Origin of the sequence: Kineosporia mesophila (assembly GCF_021129235.1) — a bacterium.
Taxonomy (GTDB): Bacteria; Actinomycetota; Actinomycetes; order Actinomycetales; family Kineosporiaceae; genus Kineosporia; species Kineosporia mesophila.
Genome location: NZ_JAJOMA010000036.1, coordinates 36,311 through 58,885, shown reverse-complemented (window position 1 = coordinate 58,885; position 22,575 = coordinate 36,311). Strand labels below are relative to the sequence as shown.

General features: G+C 69.2%; 24 protein-coding genes. 11 read left to right on the top strand and 13 right to left on the bottom strand.

Annotation, left to right across the window (positions count from 1 at the left end):
- Window positions 1-544: zinc-binding dehydrogenase (locus LR393_RS32580; RefSeq protein WP_231489057.1), on the top strand; the 544-nt coding region annotated here is incomplete at its 5' end.
- A gap of 163 nt (window positions 545-707) precedes the next feature.
- Here the strand turns inward: LR393_RS32580 and LR393_RS32575 are convergent.
- On the bottom strand, window positions 708-2,168 hold the full coding sequence (locus LR393_RS32575) for an FAD-binding oxidoreductase (RefSeq protein WP_231489056.1): 1,461 nt from the start codon (window positions 2,166-2,168) through the stop codon (window positions 708-710).
- 209 nt (window positions 2,169-2,377) lie between these two features.
- On the bottom strand, window positions 2,378-2,890 hold the full coding sequence (locus LR393_RS32570) for a GNAT family N-acetyltransferase (RefSeq protein WP_345718644.1): 513 nt from the start codon (window positions 2,888-2,890) through the stop codon (window positions 2,378-2,380).
- Window positions 2,891-3,405: 515 nt separating this feature from the next.
- On the opposite strand from LR393_RS32570, the gene LR393_RS32565 reads away from it, so the two are divergent.
- On the top strand, window positions 3,406-4,374 hold the full coding sequence (locus LR393_RS32565) for an NAD-dependent epimerase/dehydratase family protein (RefSeq protein ID WP_231489055.1): 969 nt from the start codon (window positions 3,406-3,408) through the stop codon (window positions 4,372-4,374).
- Window positions 4,375-4,598: 224 nt separating this feature from the next.
- A complete protein-coding gene (locus LR393_RS32560; RefSeq protein ID WP_231489054.1) occupies window positions 4,599-5,246 on the top strand; it encodes a LysE family translocator in 648 nt (215 codons plus the stop codon).
- Window positions 5,247-5,255: 9 nt separating this feature from the next.
- Here the strand turns inward: LR393_RS32560 and LR393_RS32555 are convergent, their stop codons facing one another.
- From LR393_RS32555 to LR393_RS32520, 8 genes are all read right to left on the bottom strand, one after another.
- The gene (locus LR393_RS32555; RefSeq protein WP_231489053.1) at window positions 5,256-5,636 is read right to left on the bottom strand and encodes a VOC family protein; all 381 of its coding nucleotides are present in this window, start codon (window positions 5,634-5,636) and stop codon (window positions 5,256-5,258) included.
- 41 nt (window positions 5,637-5,677) lie between these two features.
- On the bottom strand, window positions 5,678-6,511 hold the full coding sequence (locus tag LR393_RS32550; protein ID WP_231489052.1) for a MerR family transcriptional regulator: 834 nt from the start codon (window positions 6,509-6,511) through the stop codon (window positions 5,678-5,680).
- A 333-nt stretch (window positions 6,512-6,844) separates the two neighbouring features.
- Window positions 6,845-7,600, bottom strand: a complete 756-nt coding sequence (locus tag LR393_RS32545; protein WP_231489051.1) for a class I SAM-dependent methyltransferase — start codon at window positions 7,598-7,600, stop codon at window positions 6,845-6,847.
- The gene (locus LR393_RS32540) at window positions 7,597-8,580 is read right to left on the bottom strand and encodes a phosphotransferase family protein (RefSeq protein ID WP_231489050.1); all 984 of its coding nucleotides are present in this window, start codon (window positions 8,578-8,580) and stop codon (window positions 7,597-7,599) included. The genes LR393_RS32545 and LR393_RS32540 overlap by 4 nt, the downstream gene beginning before the upstream one ends.
- A gap of 44 nt (window positions 8,581-8,624) precedes the next feature.
- Window positions 8,625-9,080 (bottom strand): DUF4265 domain-containing protein, encoded by a 456-nt coding sequence (locus LR393_RS32535; RefSeq protein ID WP_231489059.1) that lies wholly within the window; start codon window positions 9,078-9,080, stop codon window positions 8,625-8,627.
- Between the two features lie 61 nt (window positions 9,081-9,141).
- A complete protein-coding gene (locus tag LR393_RS32530) occupies window positions 9,142-10,131 on the bottom strand; it encodes a coiled-coil domain-containing protein (protein ID WP_231489049.1) in 990 nt (329 codons plus the stop codon).
- 58 nt (window positions 10,132-10,189) lie between these two features.
- Window positions 10,190-10,705 carry a GNAT family N-acetyltransferase gene (locus LR393_RS32525; protein WP_231489048.1) on the bottom strand — a complete coding sequence of 172 codons (516 nt, stop codon included), beginning with the start codon at window positions 10,703-10,705 and terminating at the stop codon, window positions 10,190-10,192.
- A gap of 129 nt (window positions 10,706-10,834) precedes the next feature.
- Window positions 10,835-11,923, bottom strand: a complete 1,089-nt coding sequence (locus tag LR393_RS32520; protein ID WP_231489047.1) for an NAD(P)-dependent alcohol dehydrogenase — start codon at window positions 11,921-11,923, stop codon at window positions 10,835-10,837.
- Between the two features lie 95 nt (window positions 11,924-12,018).
- Here LR393_RS32520 and LR393_RS32515 point away from each other — a divergent pair, with 95 nt between their 5' ends.
- A complete protein-coding gene (locus tag LR393_RS32515) occupies window positions 12,019-12,597 on the top strand; it encodes a TetR family transcriptional regulator (RefSeq protein ID WP_231489046.1) in 579 nt (192 codons plus the stop codon).
- Between the two features lie 211 nt (window positions 12,598-12,808).
- On the opposite strand, the gene LR393_RS32510 is transcribed toward LR393_RS32515, so the two are convergent.
- Window positions 12,809-13,891, bottom strand: coding sequence for a zinc-binding dehydrogenase (locus LR393_RS32510; protein ID WP_231489045.1), 1,083 nt, complete (start codon window positions 13,889-13,891; stop codon window positions 12,809-12,811).
- Between the two features lie 68 nt (window positions 13,892-13,959).
- Between LR393_RS32510 and LR393_RS32505 the strand changes: the two genes are divergently transcribed.
- A complete protein-coding gene (locus tag LR393_RS32505; protein WP_231489044.1) occupies window positions 13,960-14,766 on the top strand; it encodes a helix-turn-helix transcriptional regulator in 807 nt (268 codons plus the stop codon).
- A gap of 132 nt (window positions 14,767-14,898) precedes the next feature.
- Here the strand turns inward: LR393_RS32505 and LR393_RS32500 are convergent, their stop codons facing one another.
- A complete protein-coding gene (locus LR393_RS32500) occupies window positions 14,899-15,375 on the bottom strand; it encodes a MarR family winged helix-turn-helix transcriptional regulator (protein WP_231489043.1) in 477 nt (158 codons plus the stop codon).
- Between the two features lie 87 nt (window positions 15,376-15,462).
- On the opposite strand from LR393_RS32500, the gene LR393_RS32495 reads away from it, so the two are divergent.
- Window positions 15,463-16,353 carry an alpha/beta fold hydrolase gene (locus LR393_RS32495; protein WP_231489042.1) on the top strand — a complete coding sequence of 297 codons (891 nt, stop codon included), beginning with the start codon at window positions 15,463-15,465 and terminating at the stop codon, window positions 16,351-16,353.
- 277 nt (window positions 16,354-16,630) lie between these two features.
- Here LR393_RS32495 and LR393_RS32490 read toward each other — a convergent pair whose 3' ends face one another.
- Entirely contained in the window at window positions 16,631-17,125 is a 495-nt protein-coding gene (locus tag LR393_RS32490; protein WP_231489041.1) for a peptidoglycan-binding domain-containing protein, read from the bottom strand.
- Window positions 17,126-17,127: 2 nt separating this feature from the next.
- Here LR393_RS32490 and LR393_RS37305 point away from each other — a divergent pair, with 2 nt between their 5' ends.
- From LR393_RS37305 to LR393_RS32470, 5 genes are all read left to right on the top strand, one after another.
- Window positions 17,128-17,529, top strand: coding sequence for a sigma factor (locus tag LR393_RS37305; protein WP_345718610.1), 402 nt, complete (start codon window positions 17,128-17,130; stop codon window positions 17,527-17,529).
- Between the two features lie 1,199 nt (window positions 17,530-18,728).
- On the top strand, window positions 18,729-20,522 hold the full coding sequence (locus LR393_RS32485; RefSeq protein WP_231489040.1) for a ribonucleoside triphosphate reductase: 1,794 nt from the start codon (window positions 18,729-18,731) through the stop codon (window positions 20,520-20,522).
- The gene (locus LR393_RS32480; protein WP_231489039.1) at window positions 20,519-21,115 is read left to right on the top strand and encodes an anaerobic ribonucleoside-triphosphate reductase activating protein; all 597 of its coding nucleotides are present in this window, start codon (window positions 20,519-20,521) and stop codon (window positions 21,113-21,115) included. Before LR393_RS32485 ends, LR393_RS32480 begins: the two co-directional genes overlap by 4 nt.
- Before the next feature lie 17 nt (window positions 21,116-21,132).
- Window positions 21,133-21,711: a YciI family protein gene (locus LR393_RS32475; protein ID WP_345718643.1), complete on the top strand. Its 579-nt coding sequence runs from the start codon at window positions 21,133-21,135 to the stop codon at window positions 21,709-21,711.
- Window positions 21,712-21,786: 75 nt separating this feature from the next.
- Window positions 21,787-22,545 carry a DUF3152 domain-containing protein gene (locus LR393_RS32470; RefSeq protein ID WP_231489037.1) on the top strand — a complete coding sequence of 253 codons (759 nt, stop codon included), beginning with the start codon at window positions 21,787-21,789 and terminating at the stop codon, window positions 22,543-22,545.
- Window positions 22,546-22,575: the final 30 nt, after the last annotated feature.

Here is a 22,575-nt window from a genome sequence, read left to right as displayed (position 1 = left end):
GGGAGCGGGCGCGGTCGGGCACGCGGCCATCCAGCTGGGGGTGTGGGCCGGTGCGACCGTGATCACGACCGTCAGCGGGCCCGAGAAGGCCGTGCTGGCCCGGGCCGCCGGGGCCGGGCACGTCATCAACTACCGGACGGACGACGTGGTCGCCCGGGTGCGCGAGATCGCCCCCGAGGGGGTGGACGTGGTGGTCGAGGTGTCGCCGTCGAGGAACTGGGACATCGACCTGGCGGTGATCAGGCCGCGCGGCACGGTGGCCGTCTACGCCAACGACGGTGGTAACGACCTGACCCTGAACATCGGGGCCGGGATGGGCCCGAACGTCCGGCTGCAGTTCATGCTGCTCTACACGGTGGGCGACGAGGTGATGAGTGCCGCGGCGCAGGACATCAGCGCCGCTCTGGCCGACGGCGCGCTGCCGGTGGGCCAGGAGCACGGACTGCCGCTGGTGCGGTTCGGCCTGGAGGACATGGCCGCGGCCCACGACGCGGTGCAGGGCGGGACGGTCGGCAAGGTCCTGGTGGACGTCGTCACCGGGTGAGACGGTTCGGCGGAGGGTGACCTGGACCACGTCGAGCGGTCGACGAGTCCTTCGGTCACCAGGCCGGTGACGACCGGCTGAGCCGTACGGCCGCGGCCCGGCATCGGGCGCTGCGGGCCGACGGCGCCGGCGGCCCCGCAAGTCTCCCGCTCCTGAACGAGACTCACGCGTTGCGTACGTTCTGGGCGAAGTCCAGCACTCCGTGGGGGTCGTACTTCTTCACCACCTTGCGCAGCCGGGGCAGATTCTTGCCGTAGTAGGCGCTGCCCCAGTTCTTCTGCGCCGCGTTGAGGTAGTTCACGTACGAGCCGCCGCCGGTCACCGGGGTCAGGGCGTCCTGCACGGCCAGGACGTCCGGACCGCCGTTGGCGTCGGAGGTGTAGATCTGCACCGAGGCCACGGCCTTACGGTGCACGAACACCGTGTCGGTGGGGGAGAGGCCGGCCACCTCCCCGCCGAGGGAGTCGATGAGCAGCACCACCCCGGCCGGGCCGCTCATCAGGTCGACGATCTGCTGGGCCCGCGAGCGGGTCAGGGTCCCCGCCAGCAGCCGGGAGGCGGCGCGGAACTTCTCCCGGCCGGTACGGCCGCCGGCGAAGTGCTGCATCGCGCCCAGACAGGTGTAGCTCTTCGACGTGCGGGCGGTCGGGGTCGCGCCCACCTCGGCAATCAGGGTGTTCAGGTGGGCCGGAAGTTTGGACGGGGTGCCCACGAAGGTGCCCACGACCCGGTTGGCCGGGCGGGCCCCGGCGGCGGAGCCGTTGATGTGGCACACCGAGGTCAGGGCCTTCGGGGCGGCGTCGATCCACTGGCTCCAGGCGCTGAGCACGGCCGCGGAGGCCGTGGGCGGGAAGGTCAGGGAGAACACGGTGACGGTCGGCGCGGCCACGGTGGTGAACGTCAGGTCGGTGACGATGCCGCCGCCCCCACCGCCACCGCCGCGCAGCGACCAGAACAGGTCGCTGTGATGTGTGGCGTCGGCCAGTAGGAGCTCGCCCTCGCCGGTCACCACGTGCGCGGCCTTCAGGTGGTCGCAGGTCAGCCCGTAGGGCCGCGACAGGACACCGATGCCGCCGCCGAGGGTCAGCCCGGCGATGCCGACGGTCGGGCAGCTGCCGCCGGGCAGGGCCCGGCCCCGCGCCGCGAGCGCGGCATACACCTGCGACAGGCGTGCCCCGGCACCGACTTGCACGGTGCCGTCGTCCTTCACCGTGATCCTCTTCATTCCGCTGACGTCGACGACCAGTCCGCCGTCCGGCGTGGAGTAGCCGGCGTAGCTGTGCCCGCCCGAGCGCGCGGCGACCGGGATGCCATGCCCGGCGGCCCGCTGCACGCAGCGCTTGATGTCGGTGCGGCCGGTGACCTGCGCGATCGCGGCCGGGGTGCGGCGGCCGAGCGCGGCGTTGAACGGGAGCGACGCCTGCGCGTAGCCGGTGTCGCCGGGCCGCAGGAGCGGGCCGTCCAGCGCCCGGCGCAGCCCGGCCCAGTCCAGGTCGCCGCCCGCGGCGAGGGCCCGGCGGGCGGTGAGAAGGCCCGCTCCGCCGGCGCCCGCCAGAGCGAGGAACCCGCGCCGGCCCAGGGTGGGCCGGCCTTTCTGCGCCACCGTCTGCGTTGTCGTGACCATGGTTCGCCTCCCGTGGGCGTCCGTTACCGCGTCCTCAGAGCACCTTCGTCCTCCCAGTTCGATGCGCAGTGGACGGGAAAAGTTCGCCATCACCGTGAGTGATCCACGGGCAGCCGGTCTGATCCGAACCGGTTCTGACGGCCCGGGTCGGTGAGGGCGGGGTACCTCGCCGAGACCGGCGGCCGCGGTCGTGGTGTTCCGGCCGGGGTTCAGTCCTCCGGGGAACCGGTGGACGCCGCGGAATCGGCCAGCTCGGTCAGCTCGGCCGTCCAGTCGCCGTCGTCGTCCTTCGCCAGCTCGGTGAAGCCGACGGACGCGTAGAGCTTGCGGGCCTGCGCGTTGTCCTCGTGCACCGCGAGCCGGACGCCTTCGCAGTCGGGCAGTTCCAGCAGGTAGCTGAGCAGGGTCACCAGGGACGCACGCCCGATGCCCGCGCCCTGCGAGGGCTCGTCCACGAGCATGCCGCCGACCCAGTACCGGTCGTCGTCCTCGTCGTAGGCGTACATCAGGTGCCCGGTGACCTCGTCGCCCGCAAAGATGCCCAGGGACGTCCACAATCCTTCGCGCTCACTCAGCAGCAGGTACCGGGCGGCCGAGGTCGCCACCCAGTCCCGCTGGTCGTCACCGGGCACGACATCCGCCACGGCACGCCAGTTGTCGTCGTCCACGCCGCGCAGGGTCACGGGCCGGCCGGTCCGGTCGGTGAGGCCGGCGTCGATCATCTTCATCACCAGCAGACCCTCTCATGCCCGGCCCGGCGGACATACCAGACCGAATTCCTGATAACAGGCTTCAGCGCGAGCTCCGTCGCCATGGTCAACCCGCGTCGTCAGGATCAGGAGGGGCACCCAACCCCTCCTGATCCTGCAAGCCTTCCCCGGCGTATCTGCACAGCAGGGAAGTGGTGGCCGGCGCCGGTGGGACAGGCTGGCCGCTGGGGGAGCGGCCGGTTGATCTGGCGTTCGGGAAAGAGGTTCATCGCGCTGGTCGGACGAGTCCGACCAGCGCCTGATGTGCGTGGGCCCGACAGCCCACGGGAAGGCCAGGGCCACATCATCGGTACTGGACAGCGATCTCTTTGACTGATCTGTTGATAACAGGCTATGAGCTTACTTTCCAGCCATTAAATCGACAACCACAGCAGAGGACGAGCGGCTAGGGTCCGGCGCGGAGGTCGCCTCTACGGGGCGCTCGGGTCGCATGAAGTGCACACGATCCCTTTCGGCGGGGGAGTGGGATGGGTAGATATCTGGTCACCGGCTCGTCCGGGCATCTGGGTGAAGCTCTGGTGCGCACGCTGGTGGACGCCGGCCAGGACGTGGTCGGCATCGATGTGCTGGCTGGTGCTTTCACCACCGTGACGGGTTCCGTCACCGACGGCGCCCTGATGGACGAGCACCTGGCCGGGGTGGATCACGTGCTGCACACCGCCACGTTGCACAAGCCGCACGTCGGGTCGCACAGCCGGCAGGACTTCGTCGACGTGAATGTGACCGGCACCCTCACGGTGCTGACGGCAGCGGCCCGGGCCGGGGTGAAAAGCGTTGTCTTCACGAGCAGTACGAGTACCTTCGGCCGGGCGATGACCCCGGTGCCGGGTGGGCCGGCCATCTGGGTCGACGAGAGCGTGCGTCCGCAGGTGAAGAACATCTACGGGGCCACGAAGGTCGCGGCCGAAGACCTGTGCGAGCTGGCTGCGCTCGACGGACTACCGGTGGTAGTGCTGAAGACGTCGCGGTTCTTCCCCGAGCGCGACGACGTGCAGACCGATGCCCACGACACCGCACTGAAGGTGACTGAGTTCCTGTACCGCCGGGTCGACCTGGAAGACGTGGTGAGCGCCCACCGGCTCGCCGCCACCCAGGCGCCGCAGATCGGCTTCGGTCGTTACATCATCAGCGCCCCAACCCCTTTCGCCCCCGGTGACCTGACCGATCTGGCGCGGGATGCGTCCTCGGTCGTGCGCCGTCGGTACCCCGACCTGATGGCGCGCTTCGAGGAGAAGGGCTGGCCGATGCCGCCCACCTTCGACCGGGTTTACGACAGCCAGCGGGCCCGGGCCGATCTGGGCTGGCAGCCGCGGTACGACTTCGTCACGGTGGCCGAAAGAGTCCTTGCAACAGGGGAATGGCGTAGCGATCTGGCGCTGCGGGTGGGTTGGAAGGGCTACCATGGCAAACCTACCGGCGTGTATACGGGCCCCTGACTCAATTTTGATAACAGGCTTTTAGCCAAACCTGCTTTCCTTCTGAACAAAAAACGCAACGGATCAGGTGCGCGACCTCTCCTGTACGCGCTGAGCTTCTTCGTGTCGATCTCGCCGTCCTGGCCGAACGCGGCTACGGGCTTGCTGCCGTTTCTCATCAGCGGGACCAGCGCATCGGTGAGTGTGGGGGTGCCGGAACGATTTCTGCTGTTGCCCCTTTCGCCGTGGTTGCCGGGCTGCTGACGATCATGCCGGGTCTGGATACTGCCCTGGTGCTGCGTAGCGCCGCCGCTCAGGGACGTGCTCATGCTTTTGTGACTGCCCTGGGTATCAACACCGGGGCCCTGATCTGGGGTGCTGCGGCTGCTGGTGGGGCTACAGCTCTGCTCACTGCTTCGCACACGGCCTATACCGGGCTGCGGATCGCCGGGGCCCTGTACCTGTTGTGGATGGGTGTGGGGATGTTGCGCTCGCTGGTGCAGAGCTCATTCCCCGCAGGCCAGGCCGAAGGGAAATCCGTGTCTGGCGTGCGCACCGTTGCGCGGCAGCGGTTCTCGGACTCTTACCGGCGCGGCCTGACCACGAACCTGCTCAACCCGAAGATCGGCGTGTTCTACATGGCGATGCTGCCACAGTTCATCCCTGCCGGTGTGCCGCACCTGCCGATGGGTGTGCTGCTGGCGTTCGTACACGATGTCGAGGGCCTGCTCTGGTTCACGCTCCTGATCTTCGGGGTGGAGCGGGTGGCGGCCCTGCTCAAGCGTCTTCGCGTGAGCAGGCGCACCGCGCAACGTCTCTGGACGGTGTCACCGGGACCGTGCTCATCGGGTTCGGTCTGGAACTGGCCCTGTCCGAGCGCTGAGACCCCCTGAGCGCTCGGGTCAGGGGGTGGTTTCGGGTTCCTCGTGGCCCACGGCCAGGTCGAACTCGTTGCCTTCGGGGTCTTGCAGGCATACCCACTGGATGCCGTACTCCTGGTGTTCAGAGACCTGTGTGGCGCCCAGGGCCAGGATGCGCTCGAGTTCGGTCTCCCAGTCGGAGCCCTCGTCGAGGGTGAGGTCGATGTGCATGCGGTTCTTGACCTTCTTGACCTCGGGCACGGCCAGGAACATCAACGACAGCTCCCCTTCGGCGCCGGGTAGGTTCGCGAAGAACTGGTTGGCGCCCGGGGTGACTGCGCGATCCAGCAGCCCGGCCCAGAATCCGGCGAGCTTCTCGGCGTTGGCGCAGTCGAGCACGACCTGGGTAGCGGTGACGGACATGGTGGTTTCCCCTCGATAGACGTGGTGCGGGTATGTGTGGGTCAGGCCGGGATGTGCGTGACCGGCCAGCAGACCTCGGTGCGCAGTGCGCCCGGGTCATTGGTCTCGGCCGAGCTGACCAGGTAGTTCTCACGGATTGGGCCCGGCGCGGCGATTCCCTGGGCGTGGACGTGCTCGCCGAGAGCCCCGTAGGTGCGGTCGATGTCGGCGTACGGGCCGCGATGTACGGCGATCGCGTACGGCTGGGACTGCAGCACCCTCACCTGCACGTCCAGGCAGACCCCCTCGTCGGCTGCTTCTGCTGTCGTCACCGGGAGAAGAGCCGTGACCGCGGCGTCGTGACCGGTGAACCAGTCACCCGTGTACAGCGCCCCACCGGCCCCGGCCGGCGCCACCTGCAGTTTGCGGGCCACAGTGAACAGTTTCGGGAAGATCTCCCCCGCCCACGGAGCAAGGTCGTCATGACTGACCTCGTCGGTCACCGCCAGGACGTTCTCCTGCGCACCCGGCCGGTACGTGACCGCGAGCGCCCTCTGGTCGTGCTCGAGCATCAGGTGCAGGGAGGCGAGCGCTGCGGCGGTGGCGTCCATTTCGCGTTGGAGATGGTCGAGGTGCTCACCGATGACGATGGTGCGGGTGCTGGGGTCGGTGGTGGCCAGTACCTCGCGGATGCGGGCCACGGGCATGCGCACGTCACGCAGGCGCCGGATCAGCTGGGCGTCGGGTATCTGATCGCGCGTGTAGTGCCGGTAGCCGGTGACCGGGTCGATGACGGCCGGCACCAGGAGCTCGACGTCGTGGTAGTGACGCAAGGTCTTGGCGCTGAGGTGGGTCAGGCGGGAGAACTCACCGACCAGGAACAAGGTCTCGGACACGGATCCAGCATGGGGGTTCCGGTAACAGGAAGGTCCAGTCACGCGGGCCGTACGCCGCCGGCGCGTGCCCTCCCTTGCCGGTCGCCACAGGCCAGCACGGGCCAGCACGGGCCAGCACGGGCCAGGACAGTCCGACGAGTCACGACGGCCGGCGCGGGTCGGCGCACTCTGGTCCAGTGGGCTCGCCGGGCAGAGGCCTCACATCATGCGTCTGGGCACTCAGAGTCTGGGCCTCGTGTGGCCCGAACGAGTGCGCGCGTAACCGCCAGGTGCGCTCACGTCGTCTGCGCCGCCGGAAGTGAAGCCGGCCCACCCCCACGACCGCACCGGACCTCAGCCTGCGGGGTGGCGCGCGTGGATCAGGGTGCGCGAGGAATGCGCCACGAACGGCTGTCCGGCGCGCATCGACGCGTCCAGGTCCCGCAGCTGCGGGAGGTACCGCTCGAGGCTGAAGTCCGGCACCCACCACACGCATTTACGCAGGATCCACACCACGGCCCCGATGTCGTGGAACTCCATCCGGCACCGGGCCGTACGCAAACCCGTGATCTGCAGGCCGGCTGCCACCGCGTCCTTCATCTCGTTCTGGGGATCGCGGGCCGTGCGCGCCCGGGGGAGAGGACCGAGGAAGACCTCGATCAGTTCGAACGCCGATGCCGGGCCCACGTGCTGGGCCACGTACCGGCCGTCTTCGCGGAGGACCCGGGCGATCTGTGACCACGCCGGTTTCACCGGATGCCGGCTCGTGACCAGGTCGAACGACGCGTCCGCGAACGGCAGCCGGTCGGTGGAGGCCCGCACGACCGCCACGCCCCGCGGGCCCAGCGCCGCCTGCGAGCGCAGCACGTTCGGGCCCCACGCCTCGGTGACGGCCATCCGGGCCGGCAGCACCGGCATCGCGGCGACGATCTCCCCGCCCCCGGTGTCCAGGTCCAGGGCGCTGGCGGCATCCGCGTACAGCGACTGCAGGTGGCGGGCGTATCCCCAGGGTGGGCGTTCCTCGGTGGCGCGCCCGTCCAGCCAGGAGAAGTCCCAGCCGGTCACGTCCGTATCCTGGGCCTGGGCCACCAGGTCCTCGAAGGACCTCATACCGGTTCTTCGATCAGGGCGAGCGCCACCTGCAGGTTGTGCTCGGCGATCTGGTGCATGAACTCCCGGTCGGGAAAGTCCCCGTCCAGCAGCCGTAGTGGGCCTGCGACCAGCGACAGCCGCATGGCCAGGCGGTACAGGCGCAACCGGTCCGCATCCAGGCCGTCCGCTGCGAGCGCGGCGTAGCGGTCGTGGAAGCGCAGCTCCAGGAACACGTGCTCCCACTCGACGTCGAAGAACATCAGCCCTTCCACGTCGATCAGGACTGTCTGGCCGGCCGCGTCGACCAGGACGTGGTCGGGGCCCAGTTCACCGTGGATGAGCGTGTATCTCTGGCGTGGCTGGACCCGGGCGTGCAGGTCGTGCAGGCGCTCGCGGATCCGGGACCGGGCGGCGCCCAGGCGCTCGTCGCGGGACGCGCCTTCGTCCAGGTCACCGAGGGCGCGCTCGAGCACCATCTGCTCGCCCGAGGTTCCGTAGTTGTTCAGGTGCCCCAGGGGCCCATACCGGTCGGCGGTGCGAGCGTGCAGGCGGGTCAGGGATCGGGCCAGGTCGTGCAGTGCTTCATCGGCGCGCGCGGGGTGGTATTGCAGGAGTGCCTCGAGGGATCCCCCGGGCACGTCCTCGATCACGGCGACATCGGCCGGGTAGTGCTGGTGGGAGTCGTCGGACCACAGGACGCGGGGCGCGCGGACGCCGGCGCTCTCCAGTGCGCGGGTGGCGGCCAGGAGGCGGTGCAGGCCGGTCGCGGCTGCGAACGGATCGCCCGGGTCGGGGGCGTCCGTCGCACGGGGCCAGAAGTTCTCCTCCTGCGCCCAGCTGTACACCGTCACACTCGTCGGCGGCCCACCGAGACGAACCCGGTACACGCCCTTCTTGCTGCCACCGCGTAACCGCTGGATCCCGGTGACCGGCACGGCCGTTCCCAGGGCGATCTGGACGAGCCCGGCCAGGTTCGCGGTATCGGCGGTTCGGTTCACCCGGTGACGTTACTGCGGGACGAACAATGACGAGCAGTGGTTTTCTATGCGGCCCACCACGCGTCGCTCGCGCATGCCACCTCGTACTGCCACCAGCCGGCCACGGAGCCCTCCTCCAGGAGCACCTTGATGCTGCGGAAGTCCGCGTCCACCGGCACGTCGAACGCGACCAGCGGCAGGTCCGGGCTCAGCACCCCACCCTGGAGGCCGAACTCGGCGAACTGCGCGTTCACCATGTCCGCGCTGGAACCCAGTGGCCCGGAGGCCTCCGGGAAGACCCGCACCACACAGTGGCCCGAGGGTTCCACCGTCTCCAGGGCCCAGTGCGCGCCCCACTCGTCGGTCTCGAACCGCACCACATCGCCGGGGGCGACGCCCACCTGATGGAACGGTGCGCTCGCCACCCGCGCCGTTCGTCCACTGATCGGCGCCGCCCAGACCTCCTCGGTGTCCTGATCGTGCCCCGCCCGTGGCGGATATTTGAAACAGAGTCTGATCATTGGATGGTTACCGGTCATCCGGGACATGATGCTGCCCCGGCCACACTGATGCCAACGATGCTCACAGATCCCCGGCCGAAGAGGCGTTCGGCGGGCGCCGGCCCGCCACCCGTGAGCGCCGCCCCACCTGGCGCGCGGCCGGTTTCAGGGCCGGTTTCCCCTCGGCCAGTTGCTTCCTGAGCTGCGCGATCTCGGCGTCGGCGCGCTCTCGCACCCGCCGGAGGCCGGCCTCGTGCCGGGTCGAGGCCTCGCGGGTCTGTTCCTCGTGCCGGGCGCTCGTGTCCCGGTGCTGTTGCTGTTCCTGCGCCAGGCGGGCGTCCAGATCCGCGACACGATCTGCCGCCTGGCGCAGTTCCACGCCCGTGGTCGCGACCTGAAGGTCGAGCTGGGTGATGCGGGCGCGCTGGTCCTGGACGGTCGGCAGAAGCTCGGCGTGCTCGCGGCGTTGCAGCTCCAATGACGTACGCACCGCCTGCAGCTCGGCCTCGGCCTGGCCGCGGGCCCGTTCGTGCTCGGCGACCTGTTTCCAGGCCTCGTCGCGGATCTGCTCGGCCTCCTGCCGGGCCTGCTGTGCGCTGCGGGTGGCGCGGTCTTTCTCCTCCCGGTCGGCCCGGGCGGCCGCGAGCGCCTCCCGCCGCGCCTGCTCGGCCTGCTGCTCCCCCTCGGCGGCCCGGGCGGCCTCGGCGTGGGCCTGCTCGGCTTCGGTCTCGGCGGCCGCGACGCGTGCGAACGCCCCGCTCTCGGCCTGCTCGAACCGGGCGATCAAAGCGGTGAGCTGCTCACTGAGCTGTCGCGCGACCGGCAGTACCCCCTGCGTGGCCTCTTTGGCCAGCGCCAGCGGGTCCGCGACCGCGGCCAGGTCGTGGGCGCGCCGTTGACGGGAGGCCGCGTCCGCGTGAGCTTTCGAGCAGTACCGGGCGCGTCGTCCACCTTTGGGACGACCCAGTTCATCGCGCGGGCGCGCCGGCAGCAGTTCCTGGCAGCCGTCCAGCCCGCAGACCCCCGCCGACGCGTCCACTGCCCCATCTGTTCCTACGCTGTCCGTGCTCACCCCCGGCAGTCTTCCGCATGCGGTGAGCGCGCCCGACCCCAGCCCAGTTCAGTGAGGTTCAGGCAGTCAGGTCGTCACGCAGCACGCTGTACAGCACCGTGTCGTGCCAGGCACCCATCCGGAAATAGTGCCCGCGCATCACGCCTTCCCGCTGGAACCCGGCCTTCTCCAGCGCCCGCTGCTCGGCGATGTTCTCCACATCGGTGCCGGCCTCGATGCGCTGCACCGCCGTGTGATCGAACAGGTACCGCACCAGCAGCTCTTGGGCGCCCGTGCCGATGCCCCGCCCCCGACAACCCGGCAGCAGCGCGATGCCCACGTTCCAGCACCACGAGTCCTTCGCGGTGCGCACCCGGTGCCAGTCCACGAATCCGGCCCGCTCCTGATCCGCCACCACCAGCAGGGACCCGCGATCGTCCGTCAGCATCCCGGTCTCCTCCCAGTCCCGCACGAACTTACGGATGTCCCGGAAACCGAACCACTGATACTCACTCGTCCCCTCCGCGGAGGCGAAAATCTCCGCGTACACGCGCACGTCGTCCTCAAAGATCTGCCGCAGCTCCACATCCGTCATGACCGCGACAGTAGGGGCCGGTATCCCCCTCGCGCGCCCGGTTTCCTGTCGAGCGCCATCGTGCCCTGACCGCTCCGATGAAGGACGTTCGTCCCCCACCGGAGCGGTCAGGGCACCCGATCCGTCCGCTCAGTGAGCGGGTGCGTCCAGATCGTCCAGGTCGGCCAGGTCGAGCACGAACCGGTAGCGCACGTCGCCCTTGGCCAGGCGCTGCAGGGCCTCGTTCACCCGGGCCGAGGGCAGCACCTGGACCTCGGCGGTGATGGCGTGCTCGGCGCAGAACGCCAGCATGTCCGCGGTCCCGGTCCGGCCACCGGTGCCCGAGGACGTCAGCTTGCGCCGCCCGGCGACCAGGTCGAACAAGTTGACCTGCGCCGGGCGCGGGTAACCGACCACCGCCAGCGTCCCGTCCAGCCCCAGCAGGTGCAGCAGCGGGGACAGCTCGTGCGGGCCCGGGATCGAGTCCAGCACCAGGTCGAACCGGCCCCTGGCCCCCTTCAGCTGTTCCTCGTCGGTCGTGACCAGCAGGCCGGTGGCCCCCAGCCGGGCCGCGTCATCGGCCTTGGCGGGGGTACGGCTGAGCACCGTGACCTGCGCGCCCAGCGCCGCCGAGAGCTTCACGCCCAGGTGCCCCAGACCACCCAGCCCGGCGACCGCGACCTGGCTGCCCGGCCCGATCCCGGCGGCCCGCAACGGTTCCCACATGGTCACCCCCGCGCACATCAGCGGCGCGGCGCCGGCCGCGTCCAGGCCGGCCGGCAGCCGGTAGGCGAACTTCTCCCGCAGCACGTACTCACGGCTGTACCCGCCCTGCGTCAGCGACCCGTCCACCCGGTCGGTGCCGCCGTACGTGACCACCGGCCCCTGCGCGCAATAGTTCTCCTGGCCCGCCCGGCACATCGTGCACTGCCCGCAGGAATCCACGAGCGTGCCGACCGCCACCTGGTCACCGACCGCGAAACCGGTGACGGCCGGGCCGACCTCGGTGACCGTGCCGGTGAACTCGTGCCCCGGCACCAGAGCCGTACCGAGCTGCTTGAGCATCCCGTTGACCATGTGCAGATCGCTGTGACAGACCCCGCAGTAGTCGATCCGCACCGCCAGGTCGTCCTCGCGCAGGTCCCGGCGCTGGAACGTGCCCCGCCGCAGAGCCGTACTGCTGTTGCCGTTGGTCGGGTTGTCGCTGGGGACGTACTCCCAGCCCGTGGTGGTGCGCATGATCTTCCTCCTAAACAAACCATTCGGTCTGCCAAAGGAGTACCACGTCCCGGACAAGAAACAAACTGAATCGTCTGTTTGCTAACCTGGTGGACGTGCCCGAGCTACCGACCTCACCGAAGGGCGCCGCCACGAGCCGGCGCATCCTGGACGCCGCCCTGCAGGAGTTCGCCGAACGCGGCATCGCCGGGGCCCGCGTCGACCGCATCACCGCGGCCGCCCGCACCAACAAGGCCCAGGTCTACGGCTACTTCGGCAACAAGGACGGCCTGTTCGACGCGGTCCTGACCGACGTCCTGGAACGCACCGCCACCGCCGTGCACTTCGACGCCGACGACCTGCCCGGCTGGGCCGTGGCCGTGTACGACGAGAACCTCAACAGCCCCCACGTGGTGCGACTGCTGACCTGGGCCCGCCTGGAACGCCGCGAGTCCGGCCGCCTGGAGATCGCCCCCGATGTCGAACCGAAACTGGCCGCCATCGCCCGCGCCCAGAACGAGGGCCGGCTCAGGGCCGGGGAGCCGGCCGACCTGCTCCTGCTGGTCCTGGGCGCCGCCAGCGCCTGGTCCCCGGCCGGCGGTTCCTACGCCGCCTCCGCCGACGAACCGGCCACCGAGCACACACGCCGCCGCGCCGCGCTGCACGACTTCATCCAGCAGGCCATCGCTCCCTGACTTTTTCCTGCATCGCCCACCAAATCGGACACCGTCCTGGCGGCGTGAACACTCTCAGGTGAAGACCCCGACCGGCCGACTCGGGTATCGACGGATCGATCACTCGAAGGGCAGGCTTGGCCCGTCCTGACATCGGCCAGGGCCGCCGAGCACATCGTCGATCTCTACAGCTGATCCCTTTTGTTCACGACGCGAACGTCACCGTGCTCGGTCACAGAGCGGAGGGCAACAGGACGACGAAGTCCAGTCCGCCGGTATCGGCCGCCAGTTTCAGCGCCGCCGCGGGGTCGTGAAGACCGACGGTCCGCACGGTGACCTGATCCAGGTCGACGGTCCCCGAGCGCACCAGACGCCATACCCCCGACACGGTCTCGGGGCGGGCCATCCAGGATCCGCGCACGCTCAGCCGCCGCCGCATCAGGTGTCCGTAGGGCAGGGCCAGATCATGACGGACCCCACCGACGAGCACGAGCGTTCCGCCCGGACGCAGACTGTCGAAACCGGTCAGGGTCGGCTCGGCGCTGTCCGTCGCCCCGAGCGTGTCCAGGACCAGATCCGGTTCCCCCGCCGCCCGGACGGCAGCGGCGTCCTGGACCCGGTCACCGCCGAGGGCCACGACCGTCACCCGCGGATCCAGCCCCGCGAGCCGCTCCAGCGCCACGCGGTCACGTCCCACCGCCACGACCCGCGACGCACCCCGGGCCAAGGCCATCAGCACCGCCGCCCCACCCAGCTGACCGGTGGCACCCAGCACCGCGACGACGTCCCCCGGTTGCTGCTCGCCCCGCACCAGAGCCTCGGCCGCGATGGACAACCACGGCAGCACAGCCAGCCGTTCCGGACGCGGGTCATCCTGCGCCCCCGGAAGCCGGACCAGGACCTGCGCCGGCAGCACGGCCCGCTCGGCGAACGTCCCGTCGCGCCACACCTCCTGCATCCTGGCGATGTCCGCCGTGCGCTCGCCGCGCCCACCGATGCCCGTCCAGGACAGGATGAATTCTTCCTGGTCGGTGATGTCGCTGGAGCGCAGCAGGCCCGCGTTGAGCACCACATCGTCCAGATGCAGACCGAACACGTCCGGCGCCACGGCACGCACCCGGCCCACCCCACCGGTGCCCAGGATCAGTGGAGTCGGCACATGCCCCCGCAATCCCGTCGTCAGGACAGCCGTGTAGGCCGGGACATGCACGGCGAGCACGTCAACCACGGCGGCACCGGGACGTAACTGGGGGTCGGGGGCCTCGATCAGGTGGAGGCCGCCGGTATCTGAATCATTGAGTTCCCATGCGCGCATGAGTCCACCGTCGCCCACCCTTAGCCTGGTATCCAGAATCGCCTTATCCTGGTACTAGGAGTGTCACCGTGGCCGACGACCGGCGCACACATCCCCGGGCCGCCCGACGGCGTGAACTGGGATCCTTCCTGCGCAGTCGCCGCGAGCGCCTGACCTGTGCCGATGTCGGTCTGCCGGCCACCGGCCGGCGCCGCACACCGGGACTACGCCGCGAGGAGGTGGCCATGCTCGCCGGCATCAGCACCACCTGGCTGACCTACCTGGAGCAGGGCCGCAACGTGCAGGCCTCGCGTCAGGTGCTCGAGGCGCTGGCCACGACCTTGCAGCTCACCCCGGCCGAACACAGCCACGTGCTCAACCTGGCGGCGGAAACACCGTCACCGGCGGTGCTGCCGGCCGTGGCCCCGGCGGTCGTCTCCGTCGTGCAGGCCATGCACCCTCATCCCGCCTACGTGACCTCCGGCGACTTCACGGTGCTGGCCTGGAACCGGGCGGCCGAGGAACTGGTCCCGGGCCTACTGGCGAACAGTGACGGTGAGCGGCCTCATCTGGCCAGGTGGCTGTTCGAGGCCCCTGACGCCAGGACGACGTTCCCGCAGTGGGAGTCGGTGGCCCAGGACGTCCTGGCCCGGTTACGGGCGGCCGCCGCGCGCCATCCGGACGAGCCTCGCTACACCGGACTGGTCGAGGACCTGCTGCACGTCAGTCCCGAGGCCAGGGCGTGGTGGAACCGGCACGACGTGCGGGCCGACCGCGCCGGGATCAAGCAGGTGCGTCACCCCGAGCGAGGGATCCTTGAGCTGACGCACGCGGCGTTCGCTGTGGCCGATCAGCCCGAGCACACCCTGGTGGTCTACCTCCAGGACGGCACCTGAGCGTGAGGTCCGACGGCTCAGGACAGGGACCGCAGGCCGTCCTCGGCGTGGGCGAAACGGATGGCCCGGGTGGCCAGCTCGAGCTTGAGTAGGTAGGCCCGCACCCCGGTGAGCACGCCCCTCGGCCGGCCGTCAGCGCAGTTCCTGTCCCGCGGCCCAGCCCGGAGCGTCGAGGTTGATGGGTGAGTCGCCGACGAACTGGGCGAGCTGCGTTTCCAGTTCGACGAGTTCCGCGGCGCCCAGACGCCCTTCCCAGCGGGCCCGTACCTCGTCGAAGATCGCCGTGCCCTCGGTGATCAGCCCGATGCCGTGATCGGTGATCCGGATGTTCTTACGGCGGATGTCGGCAGGGTCGGTCTCGGTGGTGACGTACCCGCGCTCGACGAGGGCGGCGATCGTCTTCGCCGCGGCCTGCTTGGTGATGGCAAGTCTGCGGGCCAGGTCCGAGGCACTGTCGGCGCCGGCCCGGATAGCCCGGATCGCGTACTCGTGCGACGGCCGGGCATCGGGGTATCCCCGGGTCGCCAGCTCCCGGACCACTTCATCCACCAGATTGCGATAGCTGCCCAGGAGCAGCAGGGCGAGATCGGCGCCGGATCGTGAGGACATAGCCACAGTCTAGAACTCCCCTTGACATAGACAACCAGGTTGACCAACACTGGAGTCAACCTGGTTGTCAATCTTGGGAGTTCTTGCATGTCCGGCTTTTTCGCGACCGCCTCACCTGCCGTGGCGGGCGTCACGCACCACACCGCCGAGGTCAACGACACCACGCTGCATTACGTCTCGGCGGGCGACACCGGCTCCCCGATCCTCCTGGTGCACGGGTGGCCGGAGTCCTGGTGGGCCTTCCACGACGTCATCCCGCTGCTGGCCGCCACTCACCGGGTCTTCGCCGTCGACCTGCGCGGCTTCGGTGACTCCGGCGTCGCCGAGGGCGACCACGACCTGGCCACCATGGCGGAGGACCTGCACCAGCTGGTCGCCCACCTCGGCGTCGGGCCCGTGCACGTGACCTGCCAGGACATCAGCGGCGGGCCGGTCTTCGCGTTCGCGGCCACGCACCCCGGCGACATCCTCAGCGTCACCGGCGTCGAGACCACCCTTCCGGGATACGGCTGGGAGATGCTGGGCGACGTGAGGAACGGCGGCTCCTGGCACGTGGGATTCCTGGCCACCCCGGGAATTGCGGAGCTGTTCCTGGCCGGCCGCGAGCGCGTGATGCTCGACTGGGCCGTCTCGGCGATGACGATGGTGCCGGGTGGGGTGACCGAGGCCGACCTCGACGAGTTCGCCCGCACCTACGCGCGGCCGGGCGGCTGGCGTGGCACCGAAGGGCTCTACCGTTCGTCCCTGACCGGCGGCGATCGCATGCGGGCCCTGGCCGAGTCCCGGCCGCTGACCGTTCCCGTGCTCGCCGTCGACGGCATCAACGCCCCCTTCACCGAACAGACGATGCGTCAGGTCGCCGGCGACGTCACCGCGGTCACGATCAAGGACGTCGGGCATTTCGTCGCACAGGAGGCGCCCGCCGCTTTCGCCACCGCGGTCGGCGACTTCGTCGACCGCGTCGACCGGAGCCGCTGAACGGCCCAGTCCCTGCACCGCCCCCCTTTCTCCGTGCTCTCCCCGGCCTGCCCCTGACCCTGCCCCTGACCCTGCCGCGCCGACCCTGCCGCTGACGCGCCTCGAGTCGGGGCAGCGCCGTGGTGAGCAAGCGCGTTGATGTGTCACCGAACCGGGGGCCGCCCTTCAGCAGCTCGCCGCCGCCCGGCTTGTGCACGGCAAGCTCGTCGTCGATCTCGGAACCACGGAAAACGGCCCGGCCTCAACAACGTTGAGGCCGGGCCGGACAGGTAGGAGATCAGCTGCAGGCCGACGCGTTCGTGTACGAGGCCTTGCGGGTGGAACTTCCGAGCTCGTAGTAGCCCGAGCTGTCACGCGAGAGGTTGTAGATGTCCGTGACCGAGCCGTTGTAGCGGATCTCGGTGCCGGACCAGAACAGCTTGTCGTCGGCTTTGCCGAACGTGGCCGGGCCGACGATGCCGTCCACGTCGGCCAGGTTGTGATCGTCCTGCCAGCGCTTCGTGGCCGCCTTGGTGGTGTCGCCGAACCAGCAGTCCAGCTGGCTGGTCGACGTCAGATAGCCGTCTGCGAAAAGAACCGCCTGCCACAGGAAGACGGCATTGCTGTGGTTACGCGTCGTCGCCGAGATCGTTCCTTCGTCGCCCCAGTCATCGGTCAGCACCCCGGCACCGGCGACGTAGCCCTGAGCCACCGACGCCTGTGCCGGCGAACCGATGCCGACTGTTCCCAGCGCGAGCGCCACAGCAGCGCCGCCCACGGCAATGCGACGCATCCATGCGCCTGACACGATCTTCCGCACGCTTCCTCCACCCCTCGGCCACAAACCCCATAAGCCCCATAAGTGCGAAAAGGTACTTTAAGCGCTTGTGGCGGGCTCGTCCAGAGTGGATCTTGGTTCGCCCCGGCGGGGCGCGAATGCCTGCTCGGGGATGTACATGCCGCAGGCCTTCCGCGCGTTCGGTGCTTGTGAGAAATGACGAAGCCGAGCTCGCCGCGTTCTATGAGAGCACCCGGCCGGCCTGCCAGCGGGCTGTTCGCGCCACGGTGGGCAATGCGGCGCCGGCCGAGGAACTCGTGGCTGAGGCCTTCGCGCGTGCGTGGGCGAAGGTGCGTCGGCATCCTGCCCCTGAGGCCTGGGTGGTGCGGACCTGCCTGAATGCTCACGTGTCGTGGTAGAGATGTCACCGTCGGGAGACGACCTGGCCGCACGCGCTGGACCCCTCGGCCCCGGTCACCGAAGGCCAGGCCCTGGACACCGTGCTGCTGAACGCACTGCGGCAACTGCCGGTGCGCCAGCGGGAAGTTATCGTTCTGCGGGTGACGCCTGTTGCCATGCCAGCCACGGTGCTGGCGGTGCGGCGGAGCCGGGAGTCAGGTACTGATCGGCTGGGAGGCCGGCCGGTGTCTGAGGCGATGGACGCGACGTTGAGACGGCGCCGGGGGACGGGGGCAACCACGGCGGGCGCTATTCGAGATCCGCGGAATCCCCCGGCTGACCACCAGCGAGCTGCCGGACCAGATGCTGCAAATCTACGTACGCCGTTCAGGCCTTGAGCAAACGCGGCGCCTCCGGCTGATGCGGGTCCGTCAGCGCGACCGGGGTGCATCATCACCTCGTGACCCGGCAGCGACCTCCGGCGAGGTGGGGCAGGGCAGCATCTGATGCAGGAACGTCACAGGTTCATGTCTGCGGTCTGGATCTTTTGTTCACGACGTAAACAGGTAAAGGGTGAGCGCGCGTCTCCTTCGTGGCGGAGGGAAAGCGGTGCGGCTGCCCCCCGGTCCGTCCTCGCCGTGAAACCGAACCGCCGATAGGGCCGGGAAGCGTTCCGCCGCCGAGCTGGCCGTATCGGCGCCGGCGCTCCTCCTCGAGGCGAGGTACCTGCGTGCCCGAGGCATCACGCGTCCCTCGTGTGACGCGAGTGAACGCTGACCTTCGCGTACCAACTTCCCCCTTCACACCCACGATCTGCGCTTATTCAGTTTCGCGTACGCGTTGCGCCTATTTAAATAGCGTCACGTGTTACGCGTTAAAACACCGCTTGATCAACGCTATCCAGAAGGAAACTTCTAGCTAGTTGATGGGGAACTGATGCCAGGGGGACCCCGAGGGGGCCGAGGTAACGCGAAACGAGCCCGACGCGAATCCCCGCCCGCCGAAAAGCCGCGACCTACCAGTGGCCGGCTCGGATCGGGAGTGGCCACCGCCGGGTCCTGGCCGTCCTGACCTGCCTGCGCCCCTGATTCACCCCCACCACGCCGCGGCGACCACCCCCGTACCGCGCGGGACGAACGTCCTCCATCACCGGGCCTGAAGATCTCTACTACATGTGGTAGCTGCAATTCGCCGTGACTGGCAGATGTAGTTTTCGATCATGACTGGCACCCATACACAGATTGACGCCGTGGCCACGGTGACGGAGTACCTGGAGCGCAGCGACTGGCGGGTGAACGCCAATGCCAATCAGGGGTATTCGCTGGGCGGGCTGATCCTGAACACGGCCGGGAAGGTCGTGGCGAACTACTGGCTGGACCAGGTGTACCCGCCGGCGGTGGGCACCGCGCACCGCGAGGGCGATCTGCACATCCATGACCTGGACATGCTGGCCGGGTACTGCGCGGGGTGGTCGCTGCGCACCCTGCTGGAAGACGGTTTCAGTGGCGTGCCCGGGCAGATCGATTCCGCGCCGCCGCGGCACTTCTCCTCGGCGGTCGGGCAGATCGTGAACTTCCTGGGCACTTTGCAGAACGAGTGGGCCGGCGCGCAGGCGTTCAGTTCGTTCGACACGTACATGGCGCCGTTCGTGCGCCGCGACACGATGACGTACGAGCAGGTCCACCAGTGCGTGCAGGAGATGGTGCACAACCTGAACGTGCCCTCGCGGTGGGGCACGCAGACGCCGTTCACGAACCTGACCTTCGACTGGACCTGCCCGAGCGACCTGCGCGAACAGATCCCGGTGATCGGGGGTGAGGACATGGCCTTCACCTACGGCGACCTACAGGCGGAGATGGACCTGATCAACCGGGCCTACATCGAGGTGATGAGCGCTGGGGACGCCACCGGCCGGGTCTTCACCTTCCCCATCCCCACCTACAACATCACCGCGGACTTTCCCTGGGACAGCGAGAACGCCGACCGGCTGTTCGCGATGACCGCGAAGTACGGGCTGCCGTACTTCCAGAACTTCATCAACTCCGACCTGGAACCGGGCCAGATCCGCTCGATGTGCTGCCGGCTGCAACTGGACCTGACCCAGCTGCTTCAGCGCGGCAACGGATTGTTCGGCAGCGCCGAGCAAACCGGGTCGCTGGGGGTCGTCACGATCAACTGCGCGCGTCTGGGGTACCGGCACGCCGGCGACGAAGCCGCTCTGCTCGCCGCGCTCGACGCACTGCTGGACCAGGCCCGCGACAGCCTGGAGATCAAGCGGGTCACGGTGCAGGACCTCATCGACGGCGGCCTGTTCCCTTACACGAAGCGGTATCTGGGGTCGCTAGCCAATCATTTCTCCACGATCGGGGTGAACGGCGTCAACGAGATGATCCGCAACTTCACCCACGACGAGCACGACATCACCACCGCGTACGGGCATGCGCTCGCGGTGCGGCTGCTGGATCACGTACGGACGCGGATGGTCGCCTTCCAGGAGCAGACCGGTCACCTGTACAACCTGGAGGCCACCCCGGCCGAGGGCACCACGTACCGGTTCGCGAAGGAGGACCGGCGCCGGTTCCCCGGCATCCTGCAGGCCGGCACCGACGCCCACCCGTACTACACGAACTCCTCGCAGCTGCCGGCCGGTTTCACCGACGACCCGTTCGAGGCCCTGGAACGCCAGGACGAACTCCAGGGCAAGTACACCGGCGGCACGGTGCTGCACCTGTACATGTCCGAGCAGATCTCCAGCGCGCAGGCCTGCCGGTCGCTGGTGCGCCGCTCCCTGGAACGGTTCCGCCTGCCGTACCTGACGGTGACACCGACGTTCTCGATCTGTCCCGGGCACGGGTACCTGCCCGGTGAGCAGACCTTGTGCCCCTCGTGCGGTGGGGACTGCGAAGTATGGACGCGGGTCATGGGCTACCACCGGCCCGTCTCCTCGTTCAACATCGGCAAGCAGGGTGAGCACGCCGAGCGCACCCCGTTCACCGAGCCCGCGAGCGCATGATCAGGGTGGGTGGCTGGTCGCGGCTGTCCACGTGCGACTGGCCGGGACGCCTCGTCACCACGGTCTTCTGTCAGGGTTGCCCGTGGCGGTGCGGCTACTGCCACAACCCCGATCTGCTCGATCCCCGGGCCACCACGACAGTGGCATGGGAGACGGTTGCCGCTCACCTCGTCCGTCGGCGGGGGTTGCTCGACGGGGTCGTGTTCTCCGGTGGCGAGCCACTTCTCCAGGCGGGTCTGGCGCAGGCCGTGCGTCAGGTGCGGGAGATGGGGTTCGTGGTGGGTTTGCACACCGGTGGCGCCTATCCGCGGCGTCTGGGTCAGATTTTGGACGCACGTCTGCTCGACTGGGTGGGTTTCGACATCAAGGCCGCCCCGCAGCTGTACGACCAGGTCACCGGCACCGCCAACAGTGCCGTTCCGGCGTTGCGGAGTCTGCGGCTGTTGCGGGAAGCGGGGGTCGCGTTCCAGCTGCGCACGACCGTCGATGCGTCTTTGCTGACGCACGATGACGTCGCCGATCTGCGGGGCTGGCTGCGCGCGCAGGGACTGGCCGAGCATCACGTGTGGCAGGAGGCCCGTCCCGTGAGATGACCGTGTTCACTGCGGGGATGGAGTTCTTCGTCTTTCACCGTGACCGGCCCGGTTCGCTGGCCCTGCGCGATGACCTGCTCCAGGAGCACTGGTCGTACATGGACCGCTTCGCGACGGGCATGATCGCGCGCGGGCCGGTCTTCACGGCAGACGGCGAAAACCTGGTCGGCAGCGTGCACATCGCCGACCTGCCCGATCTGGCCGGCGGGCGGGCGTTCGCGCTGGAGGAGCCCTACTACCAGGCGGGCGTGTTCCGCGACGTGCTGCTGCGACGCTGGCGCAACGTGCTGGGCCGCACCATGTGGGAGTTCCCCGGCGGCACGGTCGGTGAGGACGACGGCGGGTACCTGGTCCTGGGGCTGGGGTCAGGTCCCGTACCCGACAGCGAAGCAACGGACGAGATGGTCACCCAGGACGCTCTGGTCACCTACGGGCCGCTGCTGTGCGACGACGGGCGCACCCGGGTGGGCACGGTCGCGCTCGTACAGGCGGCGAGCGCGGCCGAGGCTCGGGGGGTGCTGGGCTCCGGCAACGACGTGGACAGTCAGTATGCGGTGGTCGAGGTGTACCGGTGGCAGTTCGGTGGGCGGCGCTGATTCCTGCATCAACGTCGGCCACATCTTTCTCTCTGAATATGCCGGATCGCAGGAGGTGTCAGTAGCCTCGCCGATATGGCACCTGTCCTGACGTCCCGCCTCCTGCGCCCGGTAGCTGTCTCATGTCTGGCGCTCGCCATGGTCGTGATGTCCGTGGCAGCGTGCCCGGTGGCGTCGGCGGCCGGGGCTCGTAGCGTGGCGAGCATGCCGGTGGGCCGGAAGGCGACGATCACGTATCCGCAGAAGGGGCCGCAGGCGTACCGGGTGGCCAGTGGCCGCAGCAGGATCGCCGGTACGCACGGTCCGCTGCTGCGGTATCGGGTGGCGCTGGAGAAGGGCATCACCGGGATCACCGCCCGCAAGTTCGCGCGGCGGGTGGTGGCCACACTCTCGGACGGGCGCAGCTGGGTCGGGACCGGCCAGGTCCGGCTGCAGCGCGTACCGAAGACCGTGGCGGCCGATTTCACGATCTACCTGGTCACCCCGCAGACCCGTGACGCTCTGTGTGGCGATGCGACCCGCAGCGATCCGGATCGGTACACCTCCTGCCGCAACGGGAATCGGGTCGTGCTGAACGTGGCGCGCTGGGTGCACGGGGTGCCGGGCTACGGCGCGGGCCTGGGGCGATACCGCGCGTACATGATCAATCATGAGACCGGGCATCGGCTGGGCCATCACCACGAGAAGTGCCCGGGCGCGGGCCGTCCGGCGCCCGTGATGCAGCAACAGTCGCTGGGCCTGCACGGATGCACCGCGAACGCGTGGCCGCGGGTCAACGGAAAGCCGTACCGAGGGCCGGCGGGAGCCTACGACGACCCGATTCCGCAGGCCTGAACCACCTGCTGGCGACAGCCCGTCTGACAC